The following is a 20,952-nucleotide window of genomic DNA, read 5'->3' as shown; positions in this document are numbered from 1 at the left end:
GGATGGATCTCAGACGAATGAGGAGCGGCGGGGCTGGTTGAACTGTGTTGTTATACTATAACATAAAGACAACCAAGCCCTGAAAACGAGCCGTCATCGAAGCGGCCGCCCGATGAGGATATACCTGATGCCCAATCGTCTTCCCGTCACCGTACTTTCCGGATTCCTCGGTGCCGGTAAAAGCACGCTGCTCAATCACGTCCTGCGTAATCGCGACAACCTGCGGGTTGCTGTGATCGTCAACGATATGAGCGAGATCAACATCGATGGCAGCGAAGTCCAGCGAGATGTCACCCTGAATCGTTCCGAAGAGAAACTGGTGGAAATGAGCAACGGATGTATCTGCTGCACGTTGCGTGAGGACTTGCTCGAAGAAGTCGGGCAACTCGCCAGGGAAGGGCGTTTCGACTACTTGCTCATCGAGTCCACCGGTATCTCCGAACCGCTGCCAGTGGCGGAAACCTTTACATTTCGTGATGAAGAGGGCCGAAGCCTGGCCGATGTGGCGCGACTCGACACCCTGGTCACGGTGGTCGATGGGGTGAATTTCCTGCTGGATTACCAGGCCGCCGAAAGCCTGGCGTCACGGGGCGAAACCCTGGGTGAGGAGGATGAGCGCTCGATCACCGATCTGCTGGTTGAACAAGTCGAGTTTGCCGACGTGATTCTGATCAGCAAGATCGACCTGATCAGCCAGCATGAGCGGGAAGAGTTGACCGCGATTCTGCAGTGTCTCAACGCCCAGGCGCAGATCATCCCTATGGTCATGGGGCAGGTGCCACTGGGCAGAATCCTCGACACAGGTCTTTTCGACTTCGAACGCGCCGCCCAGGCACCTGGCTGGCTACAGGAACTGCGGGGTGAGCATGTGCCAGAAACCGAGGAATATGGCATCGCCTCGACCGCTTATCGGGCTCGCCGGCCGTTTCATCCCCAGCGGTTCTTCAACTTCATCGACCGGCCGTGGCCCAATGGCAAACTCCTGCGCTCCAAGGGGTTCTTCTGGCTGGCCAGCAAGCCTGAGGAGGCGGGCAGCTGGTCTCAGGCTGGCGGCTTGATGCGACATGGTTTCGCCGGGCGCTGGTGGCGGTTCGTGCCGAAAAACCAATGGCCGCAGGATGAAGAAAGCACCGCGGCGATCATGAAGAACTGGTTGGCTGGCACAGGCGATTGCCGTCAGGAGCTGGTCTTCATTGGTCAGGACATTGATTTCGGCCAACTCGCCGCTGAACTGGACGCCTGCCTGCTCACCGATGCGGAAATGGCCCTCGGGGTCGAAAATTGGCGATGGTTGCCGGATCCGTTCGGACCGTGGCATGAAGAGGTTGCAGCGTGATGCTGGCGCCCAGTCTGAAACGAGCGACGCAGATACGACAGGTCCAGGGTGATACGCCAGGGGTATTCACGCAGATCCTGGACGACGGCACCAACCTGGCGGTCTGGCAGCGTCAGCTTCCCGCACACATCAGCGATTTTGCGGCTATGGTGCTGGCGATGGATCAGCCCCTGGCTGAATCACGGGTGCTCGACTTGCCAGAGGAAGACACCCAGCCAGCGCTGCACGGTCTGGCCGCGGGTTTCAGCGACCTGCAGGGCTATGAAGGCTTTATCGCCGATGTTTCCTGGCTGGTCTGTGCGTTTGCCTGCCTGTTGGGCGCGCAACGTGTCGGTCTGCGTCTGCGCACGCTGGACAAGGCCATGTGCCCACGCTTCCACGTTGACCACGTACCGGTACGGCTGCTGACCACCTATGCGGGCGTCGGCAGCCAGTGGCTCAAGGAAGAGGCCATGGACCGCCGGCATCTGGCACAGCCTGAGGCAGAGCCGGTTGATCCGCGCGTGATCCAGCAGTTTGGTTGCGGTGATGTCGGCTTGCTTAAAGGCGAGAAATGGCACGGTAATGAGGGGTTCGGCCTGATCCATCGCTCGCCTGCGCCTGCGCCGGGAAAGCGTCGCCTGATGCTCACACTGGATTGGCTGGCTTAAGGCTTGAGCCAGGTGCCTTGGCTCTGCCCTTCGCAAAATGGCTGCAGGTACGCGGCATCGGTCGCCACGCCGTAATAGTGAATATCCTGGCGGTAAGGCATATTGGCGACCTGGGCGTTGCTGCAAACGCCGAACGCGCCGCCGGGGCATTGATCGACGTATTGCACCTCGACCTTCTGGCCGGCAAGGTTTGGCTGGCAGAAGCCATCGGCAAACAGTTTCTGCGGAATGCTGCGGTTCTGTTGGCAGACTTTCACATCGAGTCGCTCCGCCTGGCTGTGGACCACGCAGGCCTGCGCCAGCGCCTGGTCTGACGTCAATGCCAGTAACAACCAGCCGATCAATCGCATGTTCACCTCCATCGAAAGCCGTCGATTATGTTGCAGCACATTCCTACCCATGTCATCGCCGGCCCTTTGGGTGCCGGCAAGACCAGCCTGATCAGGCATCTGCTGGCCCAGCGCCCGGCCAATGAGCGCTGGGCGGTGCTGATCAACGAGTTCGGCCAGATCGGCCTGGATGCCGCGCTGCTGACCCAGGCTGGCGATGGTATCGCACTGGGCGAAGTGGCCGGCGGCTGCTTGTGCTGCGTCAATGGTGCGCCGTTTCAGATCGGTCTTGGACGTCTGCTGCGCAAGGCCCGGCCGGATCGGCTGTTCATCGAACCGTCGGGCCTGGGGCATCCGGCACAGTTGATGCGGCAACTGAGTGAAGCGCCCTGGCTCGGCGTGCTCGCGGTACAACCCTGTGTGCTGGTGCTGGATGCCCGGGCGATGGCGGACGGCAAACCCTTGCCCGAAGCGCAGCGACAAACCCTGGCGGATGCCGGACTGCTGGTGCTGAACAAATCCGAGAGCCTCACGCAAGCCGATCGCGAACGGCTGACGGCGCAACTGCCAGGGTCTGCGTTGTACTGGACGCAACACGCGGCATTACCGATTGATCGATTACCAGGCCTTGCGGCCCAGGGCAGCGGGGCCGTGGATAACGTGAACCTGCCCAAGAGTCTGGGGCAGATCCCGACGATCTGGACCGACCCGACGCAACCCATCTGCCTGTATCAGCAGCAGGACGGAGGCTGGAGTATCGGCTGGCGCTGGCACCCAAGCCAACGATTCGACGCGCCGGCGCTGACGCGATGGCTACAAGACCAGGGCTGGAAACGGGCGAAGATGGTTATCCACAGCCGCGACGGCTGGGTTTCAGCCAATGCGTTGGAGGGGGCGGCGCTGGGCTGGCAAGCCAGCGAGTGGCGCCAGGATTCTCGGGTCGAGCTGATTTTCGATCAACCGCAAGACGTCGATCGCCTGAAAACCGGTCTGGTGAGTTGTCGATGTTCCTGAATCAGCCTTGTTTCAAGGTTTCCACTTGTTGTGTTCCTGGCGCCACTGGCTCAATTCGATGACTTCAGCCCTGGGCCTGGCCTGGACCGGTTCGATGGGCGCTGGCGGTGTTTCTTCGAAGGGCATCGGGTAGGGCGCCAGCTCGATGTGTGCGCTGTGGGCACCAAACTGGGTGATGGTGCCCGAATGGCGGCTTTCGCCGGTGACGGTGAACTCGAAGTTGTAGACGCGAGCCAGGCGTCGTCGACCGTTGGCGTCCCTCACGAAGCCGATTTTTTTCAGCGCCACGTTGCCGTCCAGCAGCTCGATCTTGAGGTTGGCGCAATGCTGCATGACCCTCGCCAACGCCCGTTCGCGCAAGCCATGGTTGTGCCACAGCCAGGCGCCGCCGGTAGCCAGCAGCATCAGCACGAAGATGTTTCCAAGGGTCAGCATGAACGAAGTGCTCCAACAAGTTGCTGTCAGCTTAACTGTCTCGCCGGTCTGTCGTACAGGCTGCGTTTAGTCGCATACTGCGCGGCTTGAATTTCAATCGTTTTACGGAAACTTCCCGCATGAAACGTACGCCTCATCTGCTTGCCATTCAGTCCCACGTGGTGTTCGGTCACGCTGGCAATAGCGCCGCAGTGTTTCCGATGCAGCGGGTCGGCGTGAACGTCTGGCCGCTCAATACCGTGCAGTTTTCCAATCACACCCAGTACGGCCAATGGACCGGTGAGGTGCTGGCGCCAGAGCAGATACCGGCATTGGTAGAAGGCATTGCCGCTATCGGTGAGCTGGGGCATTGCGATGCGGTGTTGTCCGGTTACTTGGGCAGCGCGGCTCAGGGGCGAGCGATCCTGACGGGCGTGGCGCGGATCAAGGCTGCCAATCCCAAGGCGCTGTACCTGTGCGACCCGGTCATGGGGCACCCTGAGAAGGGCTGCATCGTGGCGCCCGAGGTGAGCGAATTTCTCCTGGAAGAAGCCGCTGCCGTGGCGGACCTCATGTGCCCGAACCAACTGGAGCTGGACAGTTTTTCGGGGCGCAAGGCGCAGTCGTTGCTGGACTGCCTGGCCATGGCCCGCGCGTTGCTGGCCCGTGGCCCGAAGGCGGTGCTGGTCAAGCACCTGGCCTACCCCGGCAAACCCGATGACAGTTTCGAAATGCTGCTGGTGACCGCCAATGACAGCTGGCACCTGCGTCGTCCCCTGTTGGCTTTCCCGCGCCAGCCGGTGGGCGTGGGCGACCTGACGTCGGGCTTGTTCCTGGCGAGGATTCTGCTGGGGGACAGTTTGGTCGCGGCATTCGAATTCACCGCCGCGGCGGTGCACGAAGTGCTGCTGGAGACCCAGGCCTGCACCAGCTATGAGCTGGAACTGGTCCGCGCCCAGGACCGGATCGCCCATCCACGGGTGCGGTTCGAGGCTGTGCCAATCAGCCTCTGATCGCCCCCGTGAAAATGCTGCAAATCCCTGTGGGAGCGAGCTTGCTCGCGATGAGGCCATCACATTCAACATCGATGCTGGCTGTGACACCGCCATCGCGAGCAAGCGCTCCCACCGTTGCTTTTCGGCGCCCGCCTAAGGCCCGTCCGCCTTGATCTCCTGGTAGCGCCTCTCCAGTTCCTGGCGGATCTGCCGGCGTTGCTGGGCTTGTTCGTAGCGGCGTTTTTCTTCGCTGTTTTGCGGCTGCAAGGGCGGCACGGTCGCGGGTTTGCGTTGGTCATCCACCGCAACCATGGTGAAGAAGCAACTGTTGGTGTGGCGCACCGAGCGTTCGCGAATATTTTCGGTCACGACTTTGATGCCCACTTCCATCGACGTGTTGCCGGTGTAGTTCACCGAGGCCAGGAAGGTCACCAGTTCGCCGACATGAATCGGCTCACGAAAGATGACCTGGTCGACCGACAGGGTCACCACGTAGCGTCCGGCGTAGCGGCTGGCGCAGGCATAGGCGACTTCGTCGAGGTATTTGAGCAAGGTGCCGCCATGGACATTGCCAGAGAAGTTGGCCATATCGGGGGTCATCAACACCGTCATCGACAGCTGGGCGTTTCCAGGTTCCATAACGTACTCACGGTTCAAGGCAGTCATTCGGGAGTGCACCTCTGCGGGCGCTGGGGAGTGGCCTGCGAACAGGTCACCAGGTTTTAAAAACCACCGATATCGGGACGCTGCGCCTGTGGTTGCCGTCACGCGCCGATGGATCTGTTTCCATATATTGCACCGTCTTTTTGTCGGAAGTCGCGGTGTTACCCTTCAAAAGCCCGTTGCGAGGGCAATTCCTACAGAGGAAACGGATTTCTCCAGCTCTGCAGTGAGTCATTTTGAACAGGGAGCCCCGACATGCATGCCATCAGTTTCATCCAGGATTTGGCGATCATCATGATGGCGGCGGGGTTGGTGACCGTACTCTTTCATCGTTTCAAACAACCGGTGGTCTTGGGCTACATCGTGGCCGGCTTCATCATTGGCCCGCATACGCCACCGTTCGGTTTTATCCATGACGAAGACACGATCAAGACCCTGGCCGAGCTCGGGGTGATCTTCCTGATGTTTTGCCTCGGCCTGGAATTCAGCTTGCGCAAACTGTTCAAGGTCGGCGCCACGGCCTTCATCGCGGCGTTCCTCGAAATTGTGCTGATGATCTGGATCGGCTACGAAATCGGCCGCTGGTTCGACTGGAGCACCATGGACTCGCTGTTCCTCGGTGCCATCCTGGCCATTTCCTCCACCACGATCATCGTCAAGGCGCTCAACGACCTGAAGATGAAAAACGAGCGCTTCGCCCAGCTGATTTTCGGGGTGTTGATCGTCGAGGACATCCTGGGCATTGGCATCATTGCCTTGCTGTCGAGCATTGCCGTCAGCGGCACCGTGAGTTCCGGCGAGGTATTTTCCACCGTCGGCAAGTTGTCGCTGTTCATGATCGTCGCGTTGGTCATCGGTATTCTGCTGGTGCCGAGGGTGCTGGCCTACGTGGCGAAGTTCGACAGCAACGAAATGCTGCTGATTACCGTACTGGGCTTGTGTTTCGGCTTCTGCCTGCTGGTGGTGAAACTGGAATACAGCATGGTGCTCGGGGCGTTCCTGATCGGTGCGATCATGGCCGAGTCCCGGCAGCTGCTGAAGATCGAGCGCCTGGTGGAGCCGGTGCGTGATCTGTTCAGCGCGATCTTCTTCGTCGCCATCGGGTTGATGCTCGATCCTGCGATACTGCTGCAGTATGCCTGGCCGATTGCCGTGATCACGGGCGCGGTGGTGCTCGGCAAGATGTTGTCCTGCGGCCTCGGTGCCTTTATTGCCGGCAACGATGGACGCACCTCGCTGCGCGTAGGGATGGGTCTTTCGCAGATCGGCGAGTTTTCCTTCATCATCGCGTCGCTGGGGATGACCCTGCAGGTTACCAGCGATTTCCTCTATCCGGTCGCGGTCGCCGTCTCGGTGTTGACCACGCTGCTGACACCGTACTTGATCCGGGCTGCCGACCCGCTGTCCGTCAAGTTGGCGACGGTCATGCCGAAACGGCTGACGCGAGTGCTGGGGATGTATGGCGAATGGCTGCGTAGCATCCAACCCCACGGAGAAGGGGCGATGGTGGCGTCGATGATCCGGCGGATTTTGCTGCAGGTCGGCGTCAATCTGGCGCTGGTGATTGCGATTTTTGTTTCGGGTGGTTTTTTCGCCGAGCGGATGTCGGCTTACCTGCAAGCATGGATCAGCGACCCGAGCTGGCAGAAAGCATTGATCTGGGGCGGGGCGTTGCTGCTGTCGCTACCGTTCCTGATCGCCGCGTACCGCAAGCTCAAGGCGCTGTCGATGCTGCTGGCGGAAATGGGCGTGAAGCCGGAGATGGCTGGCCGCCACACCCAGCGTGTGCGTCGGGTGATCGCCGAAGTGATCCCGATTCTCTCGCTGCTGGTGATTTTCCTGCTATTGGCGGCCTTGTCGGCCAGCATCCTGCCGACCAACAAGTTGCTCGTACTGATCGCCGTGGTGGCGACTGCCGTGGCGGCACTGCTTTGGCGCTGGTTCATCCGCCTGCATACGCGGATGCAGGTGGCCCTGCTTGAAACCCTGGACAACCACAAGGAGTCGTCCGGGCATTGACCGGCGGCGGGGCTCAGCTTTCCAGCCAGACGTCCCGGGCCCAGTGCCAGACCGATTCCCAGGTTTCTTCGGCGATCAGTTCTTCTTCGGCCTGCCACAGCACCACCGTGCCGTCCTCTTCGACGCAGTAATAATCGTCGCCGTCCTGGCAGATCGGGATCAGGCTGCGGTCGACACCGGCATCCCAGGCGTTGGCGGCCACGTCCGGCAGGTAGGTGTGGGATTGTGGATCGGTGACGGTCACCGGCTCCAGGCTGCCGTAGACGACATCGCTGACGGTCAGCAAAAACTCCCTGAAGACGAATGGGATATCGATGAACAGCTGCTCTTCGATCTCTACCAGCAAGTCTTCGTCGGGCAATTCCAGCGGGACCGGTACGGGCTCGTTGGCTTCACGCAATTGTTCGATGATTTCTTCCACGTCCGGGGATCCTCTTTCTCGATGGCGCGGTTTCATATGAAGCGGTTTATACAGTAGCTCGCTATAGATGCAACCGCGAAATAGAAAACCCCGGCCTGGGCCGGGGTTCTTTTATTTCAACATGCAAAACGGGCAAAGGTTCAACCGTTCTGGCGGATACCTGCCACCAGCCAAGGCTGGTCATCGCCCTGGGCGCGTTCCATGTTCCAGCTTTCGCTGAACGCTTCGCCCTTGTCGAAGCGGGAATCCTTCGACACACCGATGAAGGTCAGGGTGGCGATGGTCTTGTCGGCGCGATCGTCGACACCATCCAGTTGCACCTGCAGGTTATCGATGTAGGTGGACTGGAAGCCATCGCCCAGCTCGGCTCGCTCGCGCTTGAGGAACTCCAGCAGTTGCGGGGTCACGAACTCGGCGATCTTGTCCATTTCGTTCGCGTCCCAATGCTGCTGCAGGGCCATGAAGTGGTTGCGGGCGGCTTCGATGAAGCGCTGCTCGTTGAACCAGGCCGGCGCATTGATCACCGGACGAGCGGCCGCAGGCGCTGCCGAACCACCGAAGATCGAACCACTGGCGGGCTGCTGGTTGAACACTTCACGCTGCATCGGCATCGGAGCATGGCCGGCTGGAGCGAGTTGCTCCTGCTGCTTGCGACGACGGGCGGCAATGAAGCGGAAGACCAGGAAGGCGATGACCGCCATGATCAGGATGTCGAAGATCTGCATGCCCTGGAAGCCGTCGCCCATGAACATGGAGGCGAGCAGGCCACCGGCGGCGATGCCGGCCAGGGGGCCGAGCCAGCGCGAAGCGCCGCTGGCCTTGGTGGCGGCACCAGCTGCACCGGCCGCACCTGCGGTGGCAGCGGTGGAGCCGGCGGCAGAAGACGGCGCCATCTGGCTGGTCTGGTGAGTCGGGGCTGCCCCCGAGCTTTTACCACCGCCAAAGCGCTTGGCGGCATTGGCGTCGATGGCCATCGTCAGGCCGATGCACAACGCCATGGCGATGCTAAGAAAACGTTTCATATAAAGGCATTCCCATTTGTGGATAGCACGCGCGCCATGTTGCACAGCTGAACTGTTGCTGGCTAGCGGCAGAGTGTTTCGGGCTTTTGCGTGACAGGTGAGGTTCAGCTTCAGCTATGCAAGAGGGCCTGTTCGCTTTGGGCTGTAGGAAAGAGGAACAAGTTCTATCGGAAATGTTTCCCAGAACAACTGTGGGAGCGAGCTTGCTCGCGATAACGGTGTGTCAGTCAGCATCAATAATGACTGATCGACCGCTATCGCGAGCAAGCTCGCTCCCACAGGGGCCTACATAAATCTTCAGATCGCTTCCAGCTTGGCATACCCCAGCATCAGCCACTTGCTGCCTTCGCTGAAGTTCACCTGCACCCGGGCCTGGGCGCCGGCGCCTTCGAAATTGAGGATCACGCCATCGCCGAACACCGAGTGCCGCACGGTCTGGCCGAGGCTGAAGCCGGTTTCCGGGATGTCGCTGCCGCCGAACAGGCTGCTGGTGCTTTGTTGCTGGCCGCCACCGAATGGTCGACTGACACTGTTGGACAGCCGCACTTCCTGGATCAGGCCCTTCGGCACTTCACGTACGAAGCGCGACACCTTGTTGTAGGTCTCGCTGCCATACAAGCGTCGGGTTTCGGCGTAGGTCAGCACCAGATTCTGCATGGCCCGGGTGATACCAACGTAGGCCAGGCGCCGTTCTTCCTCCAGGCGTCCCGGTTCTTCCAGGCTCATCTTGTGAGGGAACAGGCCTTCTTCCATGCCCACGAGGAACACGTAGGGAAATTCCAGGCCCTTGGCACTGTGCAGGGTCATCAGCTGGATGCTGTCTTCATGTTCGTCGGCCTGGGTGTCGCCGGCCTCCAGGGAGGCGTGCCCCAGGAAAGCCGACAGTGGCGACAGGTCTTCGTCTTCTTCGGTGTTCTCGAAGTTGCGCGCGGCGCTGACCAGCTCCTCGAGGTTTTCCACCCGGGCCTGGCCTTTCTCGCCTTTTTCCGCTTCGTGGTAGGCGATCAGGCCGGACTGCTCGATGACGGTCTGGGTCATCAAGTGCAGCGGCATCTCCCCGCACTTGGCGGCCAGGTCTTCGATCAGGTCCATGAAGGCCTTCAGGGCGCCGGCGGCGCGACCGGTCACACCTTTGTTGGCCACCAACTGGCGCATGGCTTCCCACATGGACACATGGCTGTGTCGCGCGTGATCGCGAATCGCTTCGACGGTTTTTTCGCCGATGCCTCGCGTCGGTACGTTGATCACCCGCTCCAGGGCCGCGTCGTTGCCGCGACCTTCGAGCAGGCGCAGGTAGGCCATGGCGTTCTTGATTTCGGCGCGCTCGAAGAAGCGCTGGCCGCCATAGATGCGGTACGGGATCCGTTCGCGCAGCAACGCTTCTTCCAGCACCCGCGATTGGGCGTTGGAACGGTACAGGATGGCGATGTCGCTGCGGGCCAGGCCGGTTTTCAGCGCGCTCTCGATGGTTTCCACCACGTAGCGGGCTTCATCGTGTTCGTTGAAGGCGGCGTAGAGGTTGATCGCCTCGCCTTCGCCGCCGTCGGTCCACAGTTCCTTGCCCAGTCGCCCTGTATTGTTGGCGATCAGGGCATTGGCGGCCTTGAGGATGCCGGCGGTCGAGCGGTAGTTCTGTTCCAGGCGGATGACTTCGGCGTCAGGAAAGTCCGCCGAGTACTGGTGAATGTTCTCGATCTTGGCGCCGCGCCAGCCGTAGATCGACTGATCGTCGTCACCCACCACCATCAGGCTGTCGCCGCCCTTGGCGAGCAAGCGCAACCAGGCGTATTGCACGGCGTTGGTGTCCTGGAATTCGTCCACCAGTACATGCCGGAAGCGCTTCTGGTAGTGGGCCAGCAGGCCTGGATGGTCGCGCCACAGGTCGAGGGCCCGTAGCAGCAGCTCGGAAAAATCGATCACCCCGGCACGCTGGCACGCCGCCTCGTAGGCTTCATAGATACTGCGCATGGTCGCCAGGAACAAGTCGCCGCTGGCCTGGATGTGCTGCGGGCGCAGGCCTTCGTCTTTCTGACCGTTGATGAACCATTGGGCCTGGCGGGCCGGCCAGCGCTGTTCGTCCAGGCCCAGCTCGCGGATCACGCGCTTGACCAGGCGCTGCTGGTCGTCGCTGTCCAGGATCTGGAAGGTCTGGCTCAGCCCGGCTTCCTGCCAGTGCGCCCGCAACAAGCGGTGCGCCAGGCCGTGGAAGGTGCCGACCCACATACCGGCGGGGTTGATGCCCATCAGTTGTTCGATGCGATGGCGCATCTCGGCCGCGGCCTTGTTGGTGAACGTCACCGACAGGATCGAATGGGGCGAGGCGTTCTCGACCTGGATCAACCAGGCGATACGGTGCACCAGCACTCGGGTTTTACCGGAGCCGGCACCGGCCAGGACCAACTGACGACCCACGGAGGCAGCTACGGCCTGACGTTGGGCATCGTTGAGGGAGTTCAGCAGAAGGGAGAGATCATCGCGCATCGGGGCATTCTAGGGTGCGGCGCCACCCCGGGCAAACCGAGCTTTGCATCAGCCGATAAAAGACCACTGGGTGATGACCGGCGGGTCACAGGCTACAGGCGTTGGCGGGACTCGCTCGGGAGCGGCGCCACCCAATGAAATAGCGACTTTTTTCCCTGTTTTTATGAGCTGGGGCAGTGTGGGATGGCCCATGGCTTGTGTATGCTCGGTGCTCGTTTCGGGTTCTCCATGCTTGACTGAATAAGAACAAGAACAGTGCCAATGACCCTCAATTCCGATCCGGCGGGCCCCTGTGTGGAACCGCGGGTCATCTGCAAGCAGTACGCCACGGAGATGGCGGTCGAGCGCACACGTCTGTTGTATCAAGGCTCACTGCTGCCCACGCTGTTCATGCTGCTCAATGGTCTGGTCTGCGCCGCGCTGTTATGGGAGCCGCGGCGCTATTTCCTGGTGAGCGTCTGGCTCGTCTGGTTGTTGTCGCTGGTGGCGCTGCGGGTGATCCAAGTGGCGGCTTTCGATTCGGCGATGCCAAGCCGCCAGGCGCACCCGATCTGGCTGCGCATGTTTTTGCTGGGCTCGGCGATGACCGGCCTGACGCTGGCCGGGGCCGGCATCGCGTTGGTCCCGGCCGACAGCTTCCAGCAGCAGGCCTGGGTGTTCGGCCTGATCGGCGCGGCGGCGCTGTCGGCCAGTGTGGCCTATGCCGTGAGCCTTCCAGCGTTCCTGTCCTTCACCTTGCCCTGCCTGTTACCGGCCATCGGTTATCTCTTCTGGGGCGGCGACGAGCAGCAACGTGGCTGGGGCTGGCTGGGGCTGATTGTGCTGGTTTCCCTGATCGTGGTGGCCTGGCAAGTCAATCGCTTGATCCAGAGTGGCATGCTGCGACGCTTCCAGAACCAGGCCCTGATCGAGCACCTGCAGCAAACCCAAACCCGCAGTGCGTCACTCAACGAGGCGCTGGCCCGGGAGGTCGAGCAACGTCGTTCGGCCGAGGAGAAACTGCGGGCGGCCCAGGTTGGCCTGGAGGCGCGGGTCGCGCAACGCAGCCTTGAACTGGAGGTTGCCAGCCAGGCCCTGAGCAAGAGCGAGGCGCGCCTGGCCCTGGCCCTCAAGGCCAGTGAGCTGGGGTTGTGGGACTGGAACCTGCAGACTGACGAAGTCCATCACACCCAGCTCAAGGAGCTGTTCGGCCTGGAGCCCGAATATGTCACGGCGATGCTCAGCCACCTCACCCCGCGCCTGCACCCCCAGGACGTGCCGGCGCTCAAGCGGGCCCTGGTCGAACACCTCAAGGGGCGTAGCGAGGATTACCAGATCGAATACCGTGTGCGTCACGGCGATGGTCACTGGGTCTGGATCGAAGACCGTGGCCGGGCCGTGGAGCGCAGCACGAGCGGACGGGTGCTGCGCATGGTCGGCACCCGGCGCGACATCAGCGTCAGCAAGGAACTCGAGCAGCAACGCCAGCTGGCGGCCACGGTGTTCGAGGCCGCCAGCGAAGGCATTGTGATTTTCGACCCCAGCTACCTGTTGCTCGCCGCCAATCAGGCGTTCACGCGGGTCACCGGTTTCAATATCCAGGACATGCTCGGTCGCAACGTGGTCGACCTGCCGTGCAGCCGCGACGCGCGCCGGCATTACTCCGTCATTCGCCAATCGCTCAAGCAGCACGGCACCTGGCAAGGGGAGTTGGTGGAGGCGCGGGCCAACGGCGAGCTGTATCCGCAGTGGCTGCAACTGAACGTCGTGCGTGATGCTCGGGGGAACGTCAGCCACATCGTGGGCTTCTTCGCCGATCTTTCGGCACGGCGCGAATCCGAAGAGCGGATGCGCTACCTGACCCATTACGACGAATTGACCGGGTTGGCGAATCGTTCGCTGTTTCGCGAACGCCTGAACGAAGCGCATCAGCGGGTGCGCCAGGGTGGACGGCGCAGCCTGGCGTTGCTGCATATCAACCTGGACCGTTTCAAACTGCTCAACGACAGCCTCGGCCATGACATCGCTGACCAGTTGTTGCAGAGAATGGCGCGGCGCCTGATCAATGCGCTGCCCGAGGCGGATACCATCGCCCGGTTGTCCGGCGATGAGTTTGCGGTGTTGTTCGATGCCTACGGCAACCTTTCAAGCCTGGCGCGGGTGGCGACCCGATTGGCCGCCAAACTGCGGGTGCCGTTGACCATCGAAGGTCATGAACTGGTGCTCAGTGCTTCCATCGGCATCAGTTTGTTGCCTGACAACACGCGGGAAATTGCCACGCTGGTCAGCCAGGCGAACATGGCCATGCAGCACGCCAAGCATTTGGGGGGCAACAACTTCCAGTTCTACACCGAGAGCCTCCAGGCCAGCACGCTGGAGCGCCTGCAACTGGAAAACCAGCTGCGCAAGGCCTTGGAAGAGCAACAACTGAAGGTCTTTTACCAGCCGAAACTGTGTCTGGCCACCGGTCGCCTCAACGCCGCCGAGGCGCTGGTGCGCTGGGATCATCCGGCCATGGGGCGGGTTCCGCCGGGGGATTTCATCGGCCTGGCCGAAGAGACCGGGTTGATCGGGCCGATTGGCGAGTTCGTGTTGCGCCAGGCCTGTTGGCAGGCGTGCGAGTGGCAGCGTCAGGGGCTCGAGCCGATCAGGGTGTCGGTCAATCTGTCGGTGCATCAATTGCGCCAGGGCAAGCTGGTCAGCCTGGTGCGACAAGTGCTGGAAGAAACCGGTCTGGCGCCCCAGTACCTGGAGCTGGAGTTGACCGAGAGCCAGTTGCTCGACAGCGTTGAACACATCATCGCCACTTTCCAGCAATTGCGTGACCTCGGGGTCAAGCTGGCGATCGACGATTTTGGCACCGGCTACTCTTCCCTGAGCTACCTCAAGCGTATCCCGGTGGACTACGTGAAGATCGATCAGGCATTCATTCGCGGGCTGGGCGAGGGCAGCGTGGATACCGCCATTACCCGGGCAATCATTGCAATGGCCCATGGGCTGTCGCTCAAGGTAGTGGCCGAAGGCGTCGAACGGCAGGAGCAGCTCGATTTCCTCAGGAACGAGCGTTGCGATGAGGTGCAGGGGTATCTGATCAGTCGGCCAGTGGAAGCTGACGGGTTGGCGGGGTTGTTGCGGATGCAGCACTTGGCGGAATGAACCCGATCTTCGATTTGGAACTTCCCGCCAGACGCTTTTAGTGTCTGGCGGGAAGTTGTTAACATGCGCTTAGTTGGTCACGAGTACTTCATCAATGTGATGCAGCAACTGCCCTTCGAAAAAAATGCTCACGCCGCTGACATGAGACTCGCCGGGTACTTTGTATTCGACGACTTTGTCGGTGATGACCGGCAGTGAAACTTCATTGGAGGATTCAAGTTTCAACTCCAGTCGCAGATCAAAGGACTTGTCCTGCATCGGGCTCCGTACCAGCGTTGGCGTAATGCCGGTGTGGGGTACGGTTACAGTGCCGAAGGTACGGAACGACGCGGCACCTGGCATGCGATCGATTTGTGCGGTCCAATCTTTGGTTGTGATGTTCATGTGAGTAACTCCTGTAGTTAAGTTGATTGCGTCCTGCGGGAGCCAATATATCGACTTTGACTTGATAGTGTCTGGAAAATTGAGATGGGTATTGTAAGAAGACGTTAGTTGCCGAGTGAGTTGTCAGGTGCTTCGTTGGTCATGTTATCGATGACCGCCGGAGTATGTTGTTGGGGAAGTAGCAAATAGTCGGCGATTGAATAGACGGTTTTCCCCAGCCAGGGCTCAGGTCACGCCTGGGGACCCGTGGAGCGGCGACGCAGAGGGTTTGCGCAAGGCACAGGCTGCTACATCTGGCGATCCTCGGCCAAAACAAAGGGGCGGCGCGGCAATCCAGTTACGTTTTGGACGGGCAAAGCGCCAATTCTTGTAGTATAACTACAAGCTTGCTACATCCCGGCATTTGCCCATAACAAGAGTCCAGCCCCTTGAACCTGTTGCAACACATCGCCCAGTCACGCCACTTGCTGCGCAAGTCGGAGCTGAAAGTCGCCGATCACGTACTGCTCGATCCCGCGGCCGTGATGCATAGCTCCATGGCCGATCTTGCCCACAGCGTCGGCATCAGCGAACCGACCATCGTGCGCTTCTGCCGGGCCATCGGTTGCTCGGGTTTCCAGGACCTGAAACTCAAGCTGGCGCAAAGCCTGGCCGCCGGGGCGAGCTTCGGTCAGTTTGCGATCCATGAAGATGACTCGGTGGCGGACTACAGCCTGAAAATCTTCGACACCACCCTGCATACGCTGATGGAGGTTCGCGAGAAGCTTGACCCGGTGGCGTTGCAGAAAGCCGTCACGGCCATGTCCCAGGCCCAGCGTGTCGAGTTCTATGGCTTCGGCGCTTCGGGCGCGGTGGCGGCCGATGCCCAGCACAAGTTCTTCCGGTTGCTGCTGACGGCGGCAGCCTATTCCGACCCGCATATGCAGGCCATGTCGGCGGTGACGTTGAAACCCACCGATGTGGCGATCTGCATTTCCCAGTCGGGGCGTTCCAAGGATCTGCTGATCACCGCGAACCTGGTGCGTGAAAGCGGTGCCTCGCTCATCACCTTGTGCCCGAGCCAGACGCCGCTGGCGGAGCTTTCCACGGTGAACCTGGCCATCGACGTGCATGAAGACACCGAGATCTACACGCCGCTGACCTCGCGCATCGCCCACCTGGTGGTGATCGACGTCTTGGCAATGGGCGTCGCCATGGCCCGTGGCCCGAGCCTGGTCAACCACCTCAAGAGCGTGAAGCGCAGCCTTCGCAGCCTGCGGCTATCGCCCAAGTCGGTGAAGGCGCTGGACGACTAAAAGTCCCGAGCTTTGGGTTGAGGGGCTTTTGTGGCGAGGGAGCTTGCTCCCGCTGGGTTGCGAAGCGACCCCAACGCTTATCCAGACACGCCGCATTGGCAGGTTTACGCAAGCTCCCTTGCCACAGGGTGTCATCCGCCCGAATTCATCGTTCTGTAACCCCCGCGCCGCCAAACGGTCATCGCGCGCCTTCATCGTGAAACTCCCGTATACGTCTTGGGAGTCTCGACATGACCCAGTCCTACGAAGAACGCAGCGCCGTCAAAACCCGTCGTCAGCAGGAAGATCAGCGCCGCATGGCGTTCCGTCGTGCCATCGAAGACCGCTATGAGCAGCGCCAGCTCCTGGCCGAGATCAGCGAATTTCCTGACGTGGCAGAATTCAACTATTGGCAGGCATCGTCGGCGGCTTCCCGTCGAAACGCTCAACCAGGCCAATGATCTGAGCGCGCTCGCCGCGCACGAACGCCAGGAAGGCGTGGGCCACCGGTGACAGGCGCTTGGCCCTGGCCTGCACCAGGCACCAACTGCGGTACAGCGGCAATTCCTCCACCGGCAACTCGATGAGTGCGCCGGACGACAACTCCCGGCTCACGGCGTGGCGCGTCAACAGCGCCACGCCCAGCCCGGCCACCACGCATTCGCGCTGGGCTTCCGCCGACGCCACTTCCAGCGTCTGGGTGAAATGCACCCGTTTCTCCTTGAAGTACTCCTCGCAGGCCAGTCGCGTGCCGGACCCCGGTTCGCGCAACAGCAGCGTGTAGGGCTCCAGGTCCTGCAAGCGCAGCGGACCCAGGTGGCTCAGCGGATGATCGGGCGGCGCCACGGCGACGATCGGATTGTTGAGAAAGGGCAGGAACTCCAGGCCCATGTCCTGGGGCACCATGGACATGATCACCAGGTCGTCACGGTTGTCCGAGAGGCGTCGGATGACCTGGCCACGATTGACCACCGTGAGGTTCAGATTGACCTCCGGATGCTGGCGCTTGAACGCGGCGAACAGGTGCGGGACGAAGTACTTGGCGCTGGACTCCACCGCCAGCTTCAATTGGCCTTGCAGCGACCCCTGCATGTCCGAGAGCTGCATATCGAGGTTTTCCAGGCGCCCGAAGATGTCTCGGCTGGCACGTTGCAGGGCTTCTGCGGCTTCGGTCATGTAGAGTTTCTTGCCGACATACTCGAACAGCGGCTGACCAATCAGCTCCTCCAGGGATCGAATCTGTAGGCTAACGGCCGGTTGTGTGAGAGACATTTCGTCGGCTGCACGGCTGTATGACCTCAGGTCGCACACCTCGTTGAAAATCTGCAATTGACGCAATGTCATACGCATCAATGACTTACGCATTTTCTAGGTACTCTGGGGTGGGGCGGGTAACGCAACTATAAGTCTTTGCTTATGCATGACCCAATAATTATTCATTTTTGTTAATCCACAGCCAGGACTAGTGTGGAGCTGCGACCAATTGTTACATCTGGTCACGCGTCGGCCTGGACCTCAGGCCGTGGTATCACCGGCTCAAGGGAACCTCCAATTGATAACAAAGATCCTGATCGCCAACCGCGGTGAGATTGCCGTCCGCATCGTGCGCGCTTGCGCCGAGATGGGCATTCGCTCGGTCGCGGTCTACTCCGACGCGGACCGTCATGCGTTGCATGTCAAGCGCGCGGACGAGGCCCACAGCATCGGCGCCGATCCGCTGGCCGGCTATCTCAACCCGCGCAAACTGGTGAACCTGGCGGTGGAAACCGGCTGCGATGCCTTGCACCCCGGTTACGGTTTCCTTTCGGAAAACGCCGAACTGGCGGACATCTGCGCTGAACGCGGCATCAAATTCATTGGCCCGTCGGCAGAAGTCATTCGCCGCATGGGCGACAAGACCGAAGCGCGCCGCAGCATGATCAAGGCCGGTGTGCCGGTCACGCCAGGCACCGAAGGCAACGTATCGGGCATTGAAGAGGCGCTGACCGAAGGTGATCGGATCGGTTACCCGGTGATGCTCAAGGCCACGTCTGGCGGCGGCGGTCGCGGTATCCGTCGCTGCAACAGCCGTGAAGAACTCGAACAGGCCTTCCCCCGGGTCATCTCCGAAGCCACCAAGGCATTCGGTTCGGCGGAAGTGTTCCTGGAAAAATGCATCGTTAACCCCAAGCACATCGAAGCGCAGATCCTGGGGGACAGTTTCGGCAACGTGGTGCACCTGTTCGAGCGTGATTGCTCGATCCAGCGACGCAACCAGAAGCTGATCGAAATCGCCCCGAGCCCGCAGTTGACGCCCGAGCAGCGCGCCTACATCGGCGACCTGTCGGTGCGCGCGGCCAAGGCCGTGGGCTACGAGAATGCCGGCACCGTGGAGTTCCTGCTCGCCGAAGGCGAGGTGTACTTCATGGAGATGAACACTCGGGTGCAGGTGGAACACACCATCACCGAAGAAATCACCGGTATCGACATCGTTCGCGAACAGATCCGCATCGCTTCCGGGCTGCCACTGTCGGTCAAGCAGGAGGACATCCTGCACCGGGGTTTCGCGTTGCAGTTCCGGATCAACGCCGAGGACCCGAAAAACAACTTCCTGCCCAGCTTCGGCAAGATCACCCGTTACTACGCCCCTGGCGGCCCGGGTGTGCGCACCGACACGGCGATCTACACCGGCTACACCATTCCGCCGTTCTACGATTCGATGTGCCTGAAACTGGTGGTCTGGGCGTTGACCTGGGAAGAAGCGATGGACCGTGGCCTGCGAGCCTTGGATGACATGCGCCTGCAGGGGGTCAAGACCACCGCCGCGTATTACCAGGAGATCCTGCGAAATCCGGAATTCCGCAGCGGCCAGTTCAATACCAGCTTCGTTGAAAGCCACCCTGAACTGACCAACTACTCGATCAAGCGCAAACCCGAAGAGCTGGCCCTGGCCATCGCCGCCGCCATTGCCGCCCACGCAGGCCTGTAAGGAAAGTATGACCATGTCCAAGAAGATCTTTGTTACCGACACAATCCTGCGCGACGCCCACCAATCGCTGCTCGCCACTCGCATGCGCACCGAAGACATGCTGCCGATCTGCGACAAGCTCGACAAAGTCGGCTATTGGTCGCTGGAAGTCTGGGGCGGCGCGACATTCGACGCCTGCGTGCGCTTCCTCAAGGAAGACCCATGGGAGCGCCTGCGCCAACTGCGTGCGGCGCTGCCCAACACTCGTTTGCAGATGCTCCTGCGCGGCCAGAACCTGCTGGGCTACCGCCATTACAGCGATGATGTGGTCAAGGCGTTCGTGGCCAAGGCCGCCGTCAACGGCATCGACGTGTTCCGGATTTTCGATGCGATGAACGACGTGCGTAACCTGCGGGTCGCCATCGAAGCGGTGAAGGCCGCCGGCAAGCATGCCCAGGGCACCATCGCCTACACCACCAGCCCGGTGCACACCATCGAGGCGTTCGTGGCCCAGGCCAAGCAGATGGAGTCCATGGGTTGCGACTCGGTGGCGATCAAGGACATGGCCGGCCTGCTGACCCCGTATGCCACCGGCGAACTGGTGAAGGCGCTGAAGGCCGAGCAATCGTTGCCGGTGTTCATCCACTCCCACGACACCGCCGGCCTGGCCGCGATGTGCCAGCTCAAGGCCATCGAAAACGGTGCCGATCACATTGACACCGCGATCTCCAGCTTCGCCTGGGGCACCAGCCATCCGGGCACCGAATCCATGGTCGCGGCCCTTAAAGGCAGTGAATTCGACACGGGGCTGGACCTGGAGCTGTTGCAGGAAATCGGCCTGTACTTCTACGCCGTGCGCAAGAAGTACCACCAGTTCGAAAGCGAGTTCACCGCAGTGGACACCCGCGTCCAGGTCAACCAGGTACCGGGCGGGATGATCTCCAACCTCGCCAACCAGTTGAAAGAGCAGGGCGCACTGAACCGGATGAACGAAGTGCTGGCGGAGATCCCGCGGGTGCGCGAAGACCTCGGCTTCCCGCCGCTGGTGACCCCGACCTCGCAGATCGTCGGCACCCAGGCATTCTTCAACGTGTTGGCCGGCGAACGCTACAAGACCATCACCAACGAAGTGAAGCTCTACCTGCAGGGCGGCTACGGCAAGGCGCCGGGTTCGGTGAGTGAAAAGCTGCGTCGCCAGGCCATCGGCAGCGAAGAGGTGATCGACGTGCGTCCGGCCGATTTGCTCAAGCCGGAAATGACCAAGTTGCGTGGCGAAATCGGTGCGCTGGCCAAGTCCGAAGAGGACGTGCTGACCTATGCCATGTTCCCTGACATCGGTCGCAAGTTCCTCGAAGAACGCGACGCTGGCACCCTGACCCCGGAAGTGCTGCTGCCAATCCCCGAGGCGGGCAGCGTCAGCTCCGCGGGTGGCGAAGGCGTACCGACCGAGTTCGTCATCGACGTTCACGGGGAAACCTACCGCGTCGACATCACCGGTGTGGGCGTCAAGGCCGAAGGCAAGCGTCATTTCTACCTGTCCATCGATGGCATGCCGGAAGAGGTCGTGTTCGAACCGCTCAACGAGTTTGTCAGCGGCGGCAGCAGCAAGCGCAAGCAAGCCACCGCGCCGGGCCATGTCAGCACCACCATGCCGGGCAACATCGTCGATGTCCTGGTCAAGGAAGGCGACGTGGTGAAGGCCGGCCAAGCGGTGCTGATCACCGAAGCCATGAAGATGGAAACCGAAGTGCAGGCGGCCATCGCCGGCAAGGTCACCGCCATTCATGTGGCCAAGGGCGACCGGGTCAACCCGGGCGAGATCCTGATCGAGATCGAAGGCTGAGTTAATAGCCTCGATACAACGCTTT

At 61.1% G+C, this 20,952-nt stretch carries 18 protein-coding genes; 10 read left to right on the top strand and 8 right to left on the bottom strand.

The window, feature by feature from the left end; all coding sequences use genetic code 11:
• Positions 1 to 127: 127 nt before the first annotated feature.
• Both zigA and BLQ55_RS27980 read left to right on the top strand, forming a co-directional pair.
• Positions 128 to 1,336: a zinc metallochaperone GTPase ZigA gene (zigA, locus tag BLQ55_RS27985; RefSeq protein WP_092258695.1), complete on the top strand. Its 1,209-nt coding sequence runs from the start codon at positions 128 to 130 to the stop codon at positions 1,334 to 1,336.
• A complete protein-coding gene (locus BLQ55_RS27980) occupies positions 1,336 to 1,986 on the top strand; it encodes a DUF1826 domain-containing protein (protein WP_092200334.1) in 651 nt (216 codons plus the stop codon). Before zigA ends, BLQ55_RS27980 begins: the two co-directional genes overlap by 1 nt.
• Here the strand turns inward: BLQ55_RS27980 and BLQ55_RS27975 are convergent.
• The gene (locus tag BLQ55_RS27975; RefSeq protein WP_060739960.1) at positions 1,983 to 2,336 is read right to left on the bottom strand and encodes a hypothetical protein; all 354 of its coding nucleotides are present in this window, start codon (positions 2,334 to 2,336) and stop codon (positions 1,983 to 1,985) included. The two genes, BLQ55_RS27980 and BLQ55_RS27975, sit on opposite strands and share 4 nt — an antisense overlap.
• A gap of 27 nt (positions 2,337 to 2,363) precedes the next feature.
• Here BLQ55_RS27975 and BLQ55_RS27970 point away from each other — a divergent pair, with 27 nt between their 5' ends.
• Complete coding sequence (locus BLQ55_RS27970; protein ID WP_092258692.1) at positions 2,364 to 3,329, top strand: CobW family GTP-binding protein; 966 nt, start codon at positions 2,364 to 2,366, stop codon at positions 3,327 to 3,329.
• A 12-nt stretch (positions 3,330 to 3,341) separates the two neighbouring features.
• Here the strand turns inward: BLQ55_RS27970 and BLQ55_RS27965 are convergent, their stop codons facing one another.
• Positions 3,342 to 3,764 (bottom strand): DUF3301 domain-containing protein, encoded by a 423-nt coding sequence (locus tag BLQ55_RS27965; RefSeq protein WP_092258689.1) that lies wholly within the window; start codon positions 3,762 to 3,764, stop codon positions 3,342 to 3,344.
• A 119-nt stretch (positions 3,765 to 3,883) separates the two neighbouring features.
• On the opposite strand from BLQ55_RS27965, the gene pdxY reads away from it, so the two are divergent.
• Positions 3,884 to 4,756, top strand: a complete 873-nt coding sequence (pdxY, locus tag BLQ55_RS27960; protein ID WP_092200343.1) for a pyridoxal kinase PdxY — start codon at positions 3,884 to 3,886, stop codon at positions 4,754 to 4,756.
• A 135-nt stretch (positions 4,757 to 4,891) separates the two neighbouring features.
• Here the strand turns inward: pdxY and BLQ55_RS27955 are convergent, their stop codons facing one another.
• Positions 4,892 to 5,377, bottom strand: coding sequence for an acyl-CoA thioesterase (locus BLQ55_RS27955; protein ID WP_060739964.1), 486 nt, complete (start codon positions 5,375 to 5,377; stop codon positions 4,892 to 4,894).
• Positions 5,378 to 5,656: 279 nt separating this feature from the next.
• Between BLQ55_RS27955 and BLQ55_RS27950 the strand changes: the two genes are divergently transcribed.
• Positions 5,657 to 7,420, top strand: coding sequence for a cation:proton antiporter (locus tag BLQ55_RS27950; RefSeq protein WP_092200346.1), 1,764 nt, complete (start codon positions 5,657 to 5,659; stop codon positions 7,418 to 7,420).
• A gap of 13 nt (positions 7,421 to 7,433) precedes the next feature.
• On the opposite strand, the gene BLQ55_RS27945 is transcribed toward BLQ55_RS27950, so the two are convergent.
• The 3 genes from BLQ55_RS27945 to uvrD form a co-directional block, all read right to left on the bottom strand.
• The gene (locus tag BLQ55_RS27945) at positions 7,434 to 7,841 is read right to left on the bottom strand and encodes an SMI1/KNR4 family protein (RefSeq protein ID WP_003187120.1); all 408 of its coding nucleotides are present in this window, start codon (positions 7,839 to 7,841) and stop codon (positions 7,434 to 7,436) included.
• 140 nt (positions 7,842 to 7,981) lie between these two features.
• Positions 7,982 to 8,863, bottom strand: a complete 882-nt coding sequence (locus tag BLQ55_RS27940; RefSeq protein WP_092200349.1) for a Tim44 domain-containing protein — start codon at positions 8,861 to 8,863, stop codon at positions 7,982 to 7,984.
• Positions 8,864 to 9,160: 297 nt separating this feature from the next.
• Positions 9,161 to 11,344: a DNA helicase II gene (uvrD, locus tag BLQ55_RS27935; RefSeq protein ID WP_060739967.1), complete on the bottom strand. Its 2,184-nt coding sequence runs from the start codon at positions 11,342 to 11,344 to the stop codon at positions 9,161 to 9,163.
• Between the two features lie 261 nt (positions 11,345 to 11,605).
• On the opposite strand from uvrD, the gene BLQ55_RS27930 reads away from it, so the two are divergent.
• Positions 11,606 to 14,479: a putative bifunctional diguanylate cyclase/phosphodiesterase gene (locus BLQ55_RS27930; protein ID WP_092258686.1), complete on the top strand. Its 2,874-nt coding sequence runs from the start codon at positions 11,606 to 11,608 to the stop codon at positions 14,477 to 14,479.
• Between the two features lie 69 nt (positions 14,480 to 14,548).
• Here BLQ55_RS27930 and BLQ55_RS27925 read toward each other — a convergent pair whose 3' ends face one another.
• Entirely contained in the window at positions 14,549 to 14,863 is a 315-nt protein-coding gene (locus BLQ55_RS27925; protein ID WP_092200355.1) for a hypothetical protein, read from the bottom strand.
• 428 nt (positions 14,864 to 15,291) lie between these two features.
• On the opposite strand from BLQ55_RS27925, the gene hexR reads away from it, so the two are divergent.
• Positions 15,292 to 16,158, top strand: a complete 867-nt coding sequence (hexR, locus tag BLQ55_RS27920) for a transcriptional regulator HexR (RefSeq protein WP_003187110.1) — start codon at positions 15,292 to 15,294, stop codon at positions 16,156 to 16,158.
• A 230-nt stretch (positions 16,159 to 16,388) separates the two neighbouring features.
• Positions 16,389 to 16,598, top strand: coding sequence for a PA3496 family putative envelope integrity protein (locus tag BLQ55_RS27915; protein ID WP_092200358.1), 210 nt, complete (start codon positions 16,389 to 16,391; stop codon positions 16,596 to 16,598).
• On the opposite strand, the gene BLQ55_RS27910 is transcribed toward BLQ55_RS27915, so the two are convergent.
• Positions 16,540 to 17,502, bottom strand: a complete 963-nt coding sequence (locus BLQ55_RS27910; RefSeq protein WP_092200361.1) for a LysR family transcriptional regulator — start codon at positions 17,500 to 17,502, stop codon at positions 16,540 to 16,542. The two genes, BLQ55_RS27915 and BLQ55_RS27910, sit on opposite strands and share 59 nt — an antisense overlap.
• Before the next feature lie 187 nt (positions 17,503 to 17,689).
• Here BLQ55_RS27910 and BLQ55_RS27905 point away from each other — a divergent pair, with 187 nt between their 5' ends.
• Entirely contained in the window at positions 17,690 to 19,105 is a 1,416-nt protein-coding gene (locus tag BLQ55_RS27905; protein ID WP_025216234.1) for an acetyl-CoA carboxylase biotin carboxylase subunit, read from the top strand.
• A 13-nt stretch (positions 19,106 to 19,118) separates the two neighbouring features.
• On the top strand, positions 19,119 to 20,927 hold the full coding sequence (gene oadA, locus BLQ55_RS27900; protein WP_072407549.1) for a sodium-extruding oxaloacetate decarboxylase subunit alpha: 1,809 nt from the start codon (positions 19,119 to 19,121) through the stop codon (positions 20,925 to 20,927).
• Positions 20,928 to 20,952: the final 25 nt, after the last annotated feature.

Origin of the sequence: Pseudomonas sp. NFACC13-1 (assembly GCF_900104425.1) — a bacterium.
Classification (GTDB): domain Bacteria; phylum Pseudomonadota; class Gammaproteobacteria; order Pseudomonadales; family Pseudomonadaceae; genus Aquipseudomonas; species Aquipseudomonas fluorescens_AA.
The sequence above is the reverse complement of the archived record's forward strand: the minus strand, read 5'-3'. Positions and strand labels throughout refer to the sequence as shown.

What these genes read in the sequence shown, in the direction of transcription:
- zigA (WP_092258695.1), top strand. Translation starts at nt 128, where the DNA reads ATGCCCAATCGTCTTCCCGTCACCGTACTTTCCGGATTCCTCGGTGCC.
- BLQ55_RS27980 (WP_092200334.1), top strand. Translation starts at nt 1,336, where the DNA reads ATGCTGGCGCCCAGTCTGAAACGAGCGACGCAGATACGACAGGTCCAG.
- BLQ55_RS27975 (WP_060739960.1), bottom strand. Translation starts at nt 2,336, where the DNA reads ATGCGATTGATCGGCTGGTTGTTACTGGCATTGACGTCAGACCAGGCG.
- BLQ55_RS27970 (WP_092258692.1), top strand. Translation starts at nt 2,364, where the DNA reads ATGTTGCAGCACATTCCTACCCATGTCATCGCCGGCCCTTTGGGTGCC.
- BLQ55_RS27965 (WP_092258689.1), bottom strand. Translation starts at nt 3,764, where the DNA reads ATGCTGACCCTTGGAAACATCTTCGTGCTGATGCTGCTGGCTACCGGC.
- pdxY (WP_092200343.1), top strand. Translation starts at nt 3,884, where the DNA reads ATGAAACGTACGCCTCATCTGCTTGCCATTCAGTCCCACGTGGTGTTC.
- BLQ55_RS27955 (WP_060739964.1), bottom strand. Translation starts at nt 5,377, where the DNA reads ATGGAACCTGGAAACGCCCAGCTGTCGATGACGGTGTTGATGACCCCC.
- BLQ55_RS27950 (WP_092200346.1), top strand. Translation starts at nt 5,657, where the DNA reads ATGCATGCCATCAGTTTCATCCAGGATTTGGCGATCATCATGATGGCG.
- BLQ55_RS27940 (WP_092200349.1), bottom strand. Translation starts at nt 8,863, where the DNA reads ATGAAACGTTTTCTTAGCATCGCCATGGCGTTGTGCATCGGCCTGACG.
- uvrD (WP_060739967.1), bottom strand. Translation starts at nt 11,344, where the DNA reads ATGCGCGATGATCTCTCCCTTCTGCTGAACTCCCTCAACGATGCCCAA.
- BLQ55_RS27930 (WP_092258686.1), top strand. Translation starts at nt 11,606, where the DNA reads ATGACCCTCAATTCCGATCCGGCGGGCCCCTGTGTGGAACCGCGGGTC.
- BLQ55_RS27925 (WP_092200355.1), bottom strand. Translation starts at nt 14,863, where the DNA reads ATGAACATCACAACCAAAGATTGGACCGCACAAATCGATCGCATGCCA.
- BLQ55_RS27915 (WP_092200358.1), top strand. Translation starts at nt 16,389, where the DNA reads ATGACCCAGTCCTACGAAGAACGCAGCGCCGTCAAAACCCGTCGTCAG.
- BLQ55_RS27910 (WP_092200361.1), bottom strand. Translation starts at nt 17,502, where the DNA reads ATGCGTAAGTCATTGATGCGTATGACATTGCGTCAATTGCAGATTTTC.
- oadA (WP_072407549.1), top strand. Translation starts at nt 19,119, where the DNA reads ATGTCCAAGAAGATCTTTGTTACCGACACAATCCTGCGCGACGCCCAC.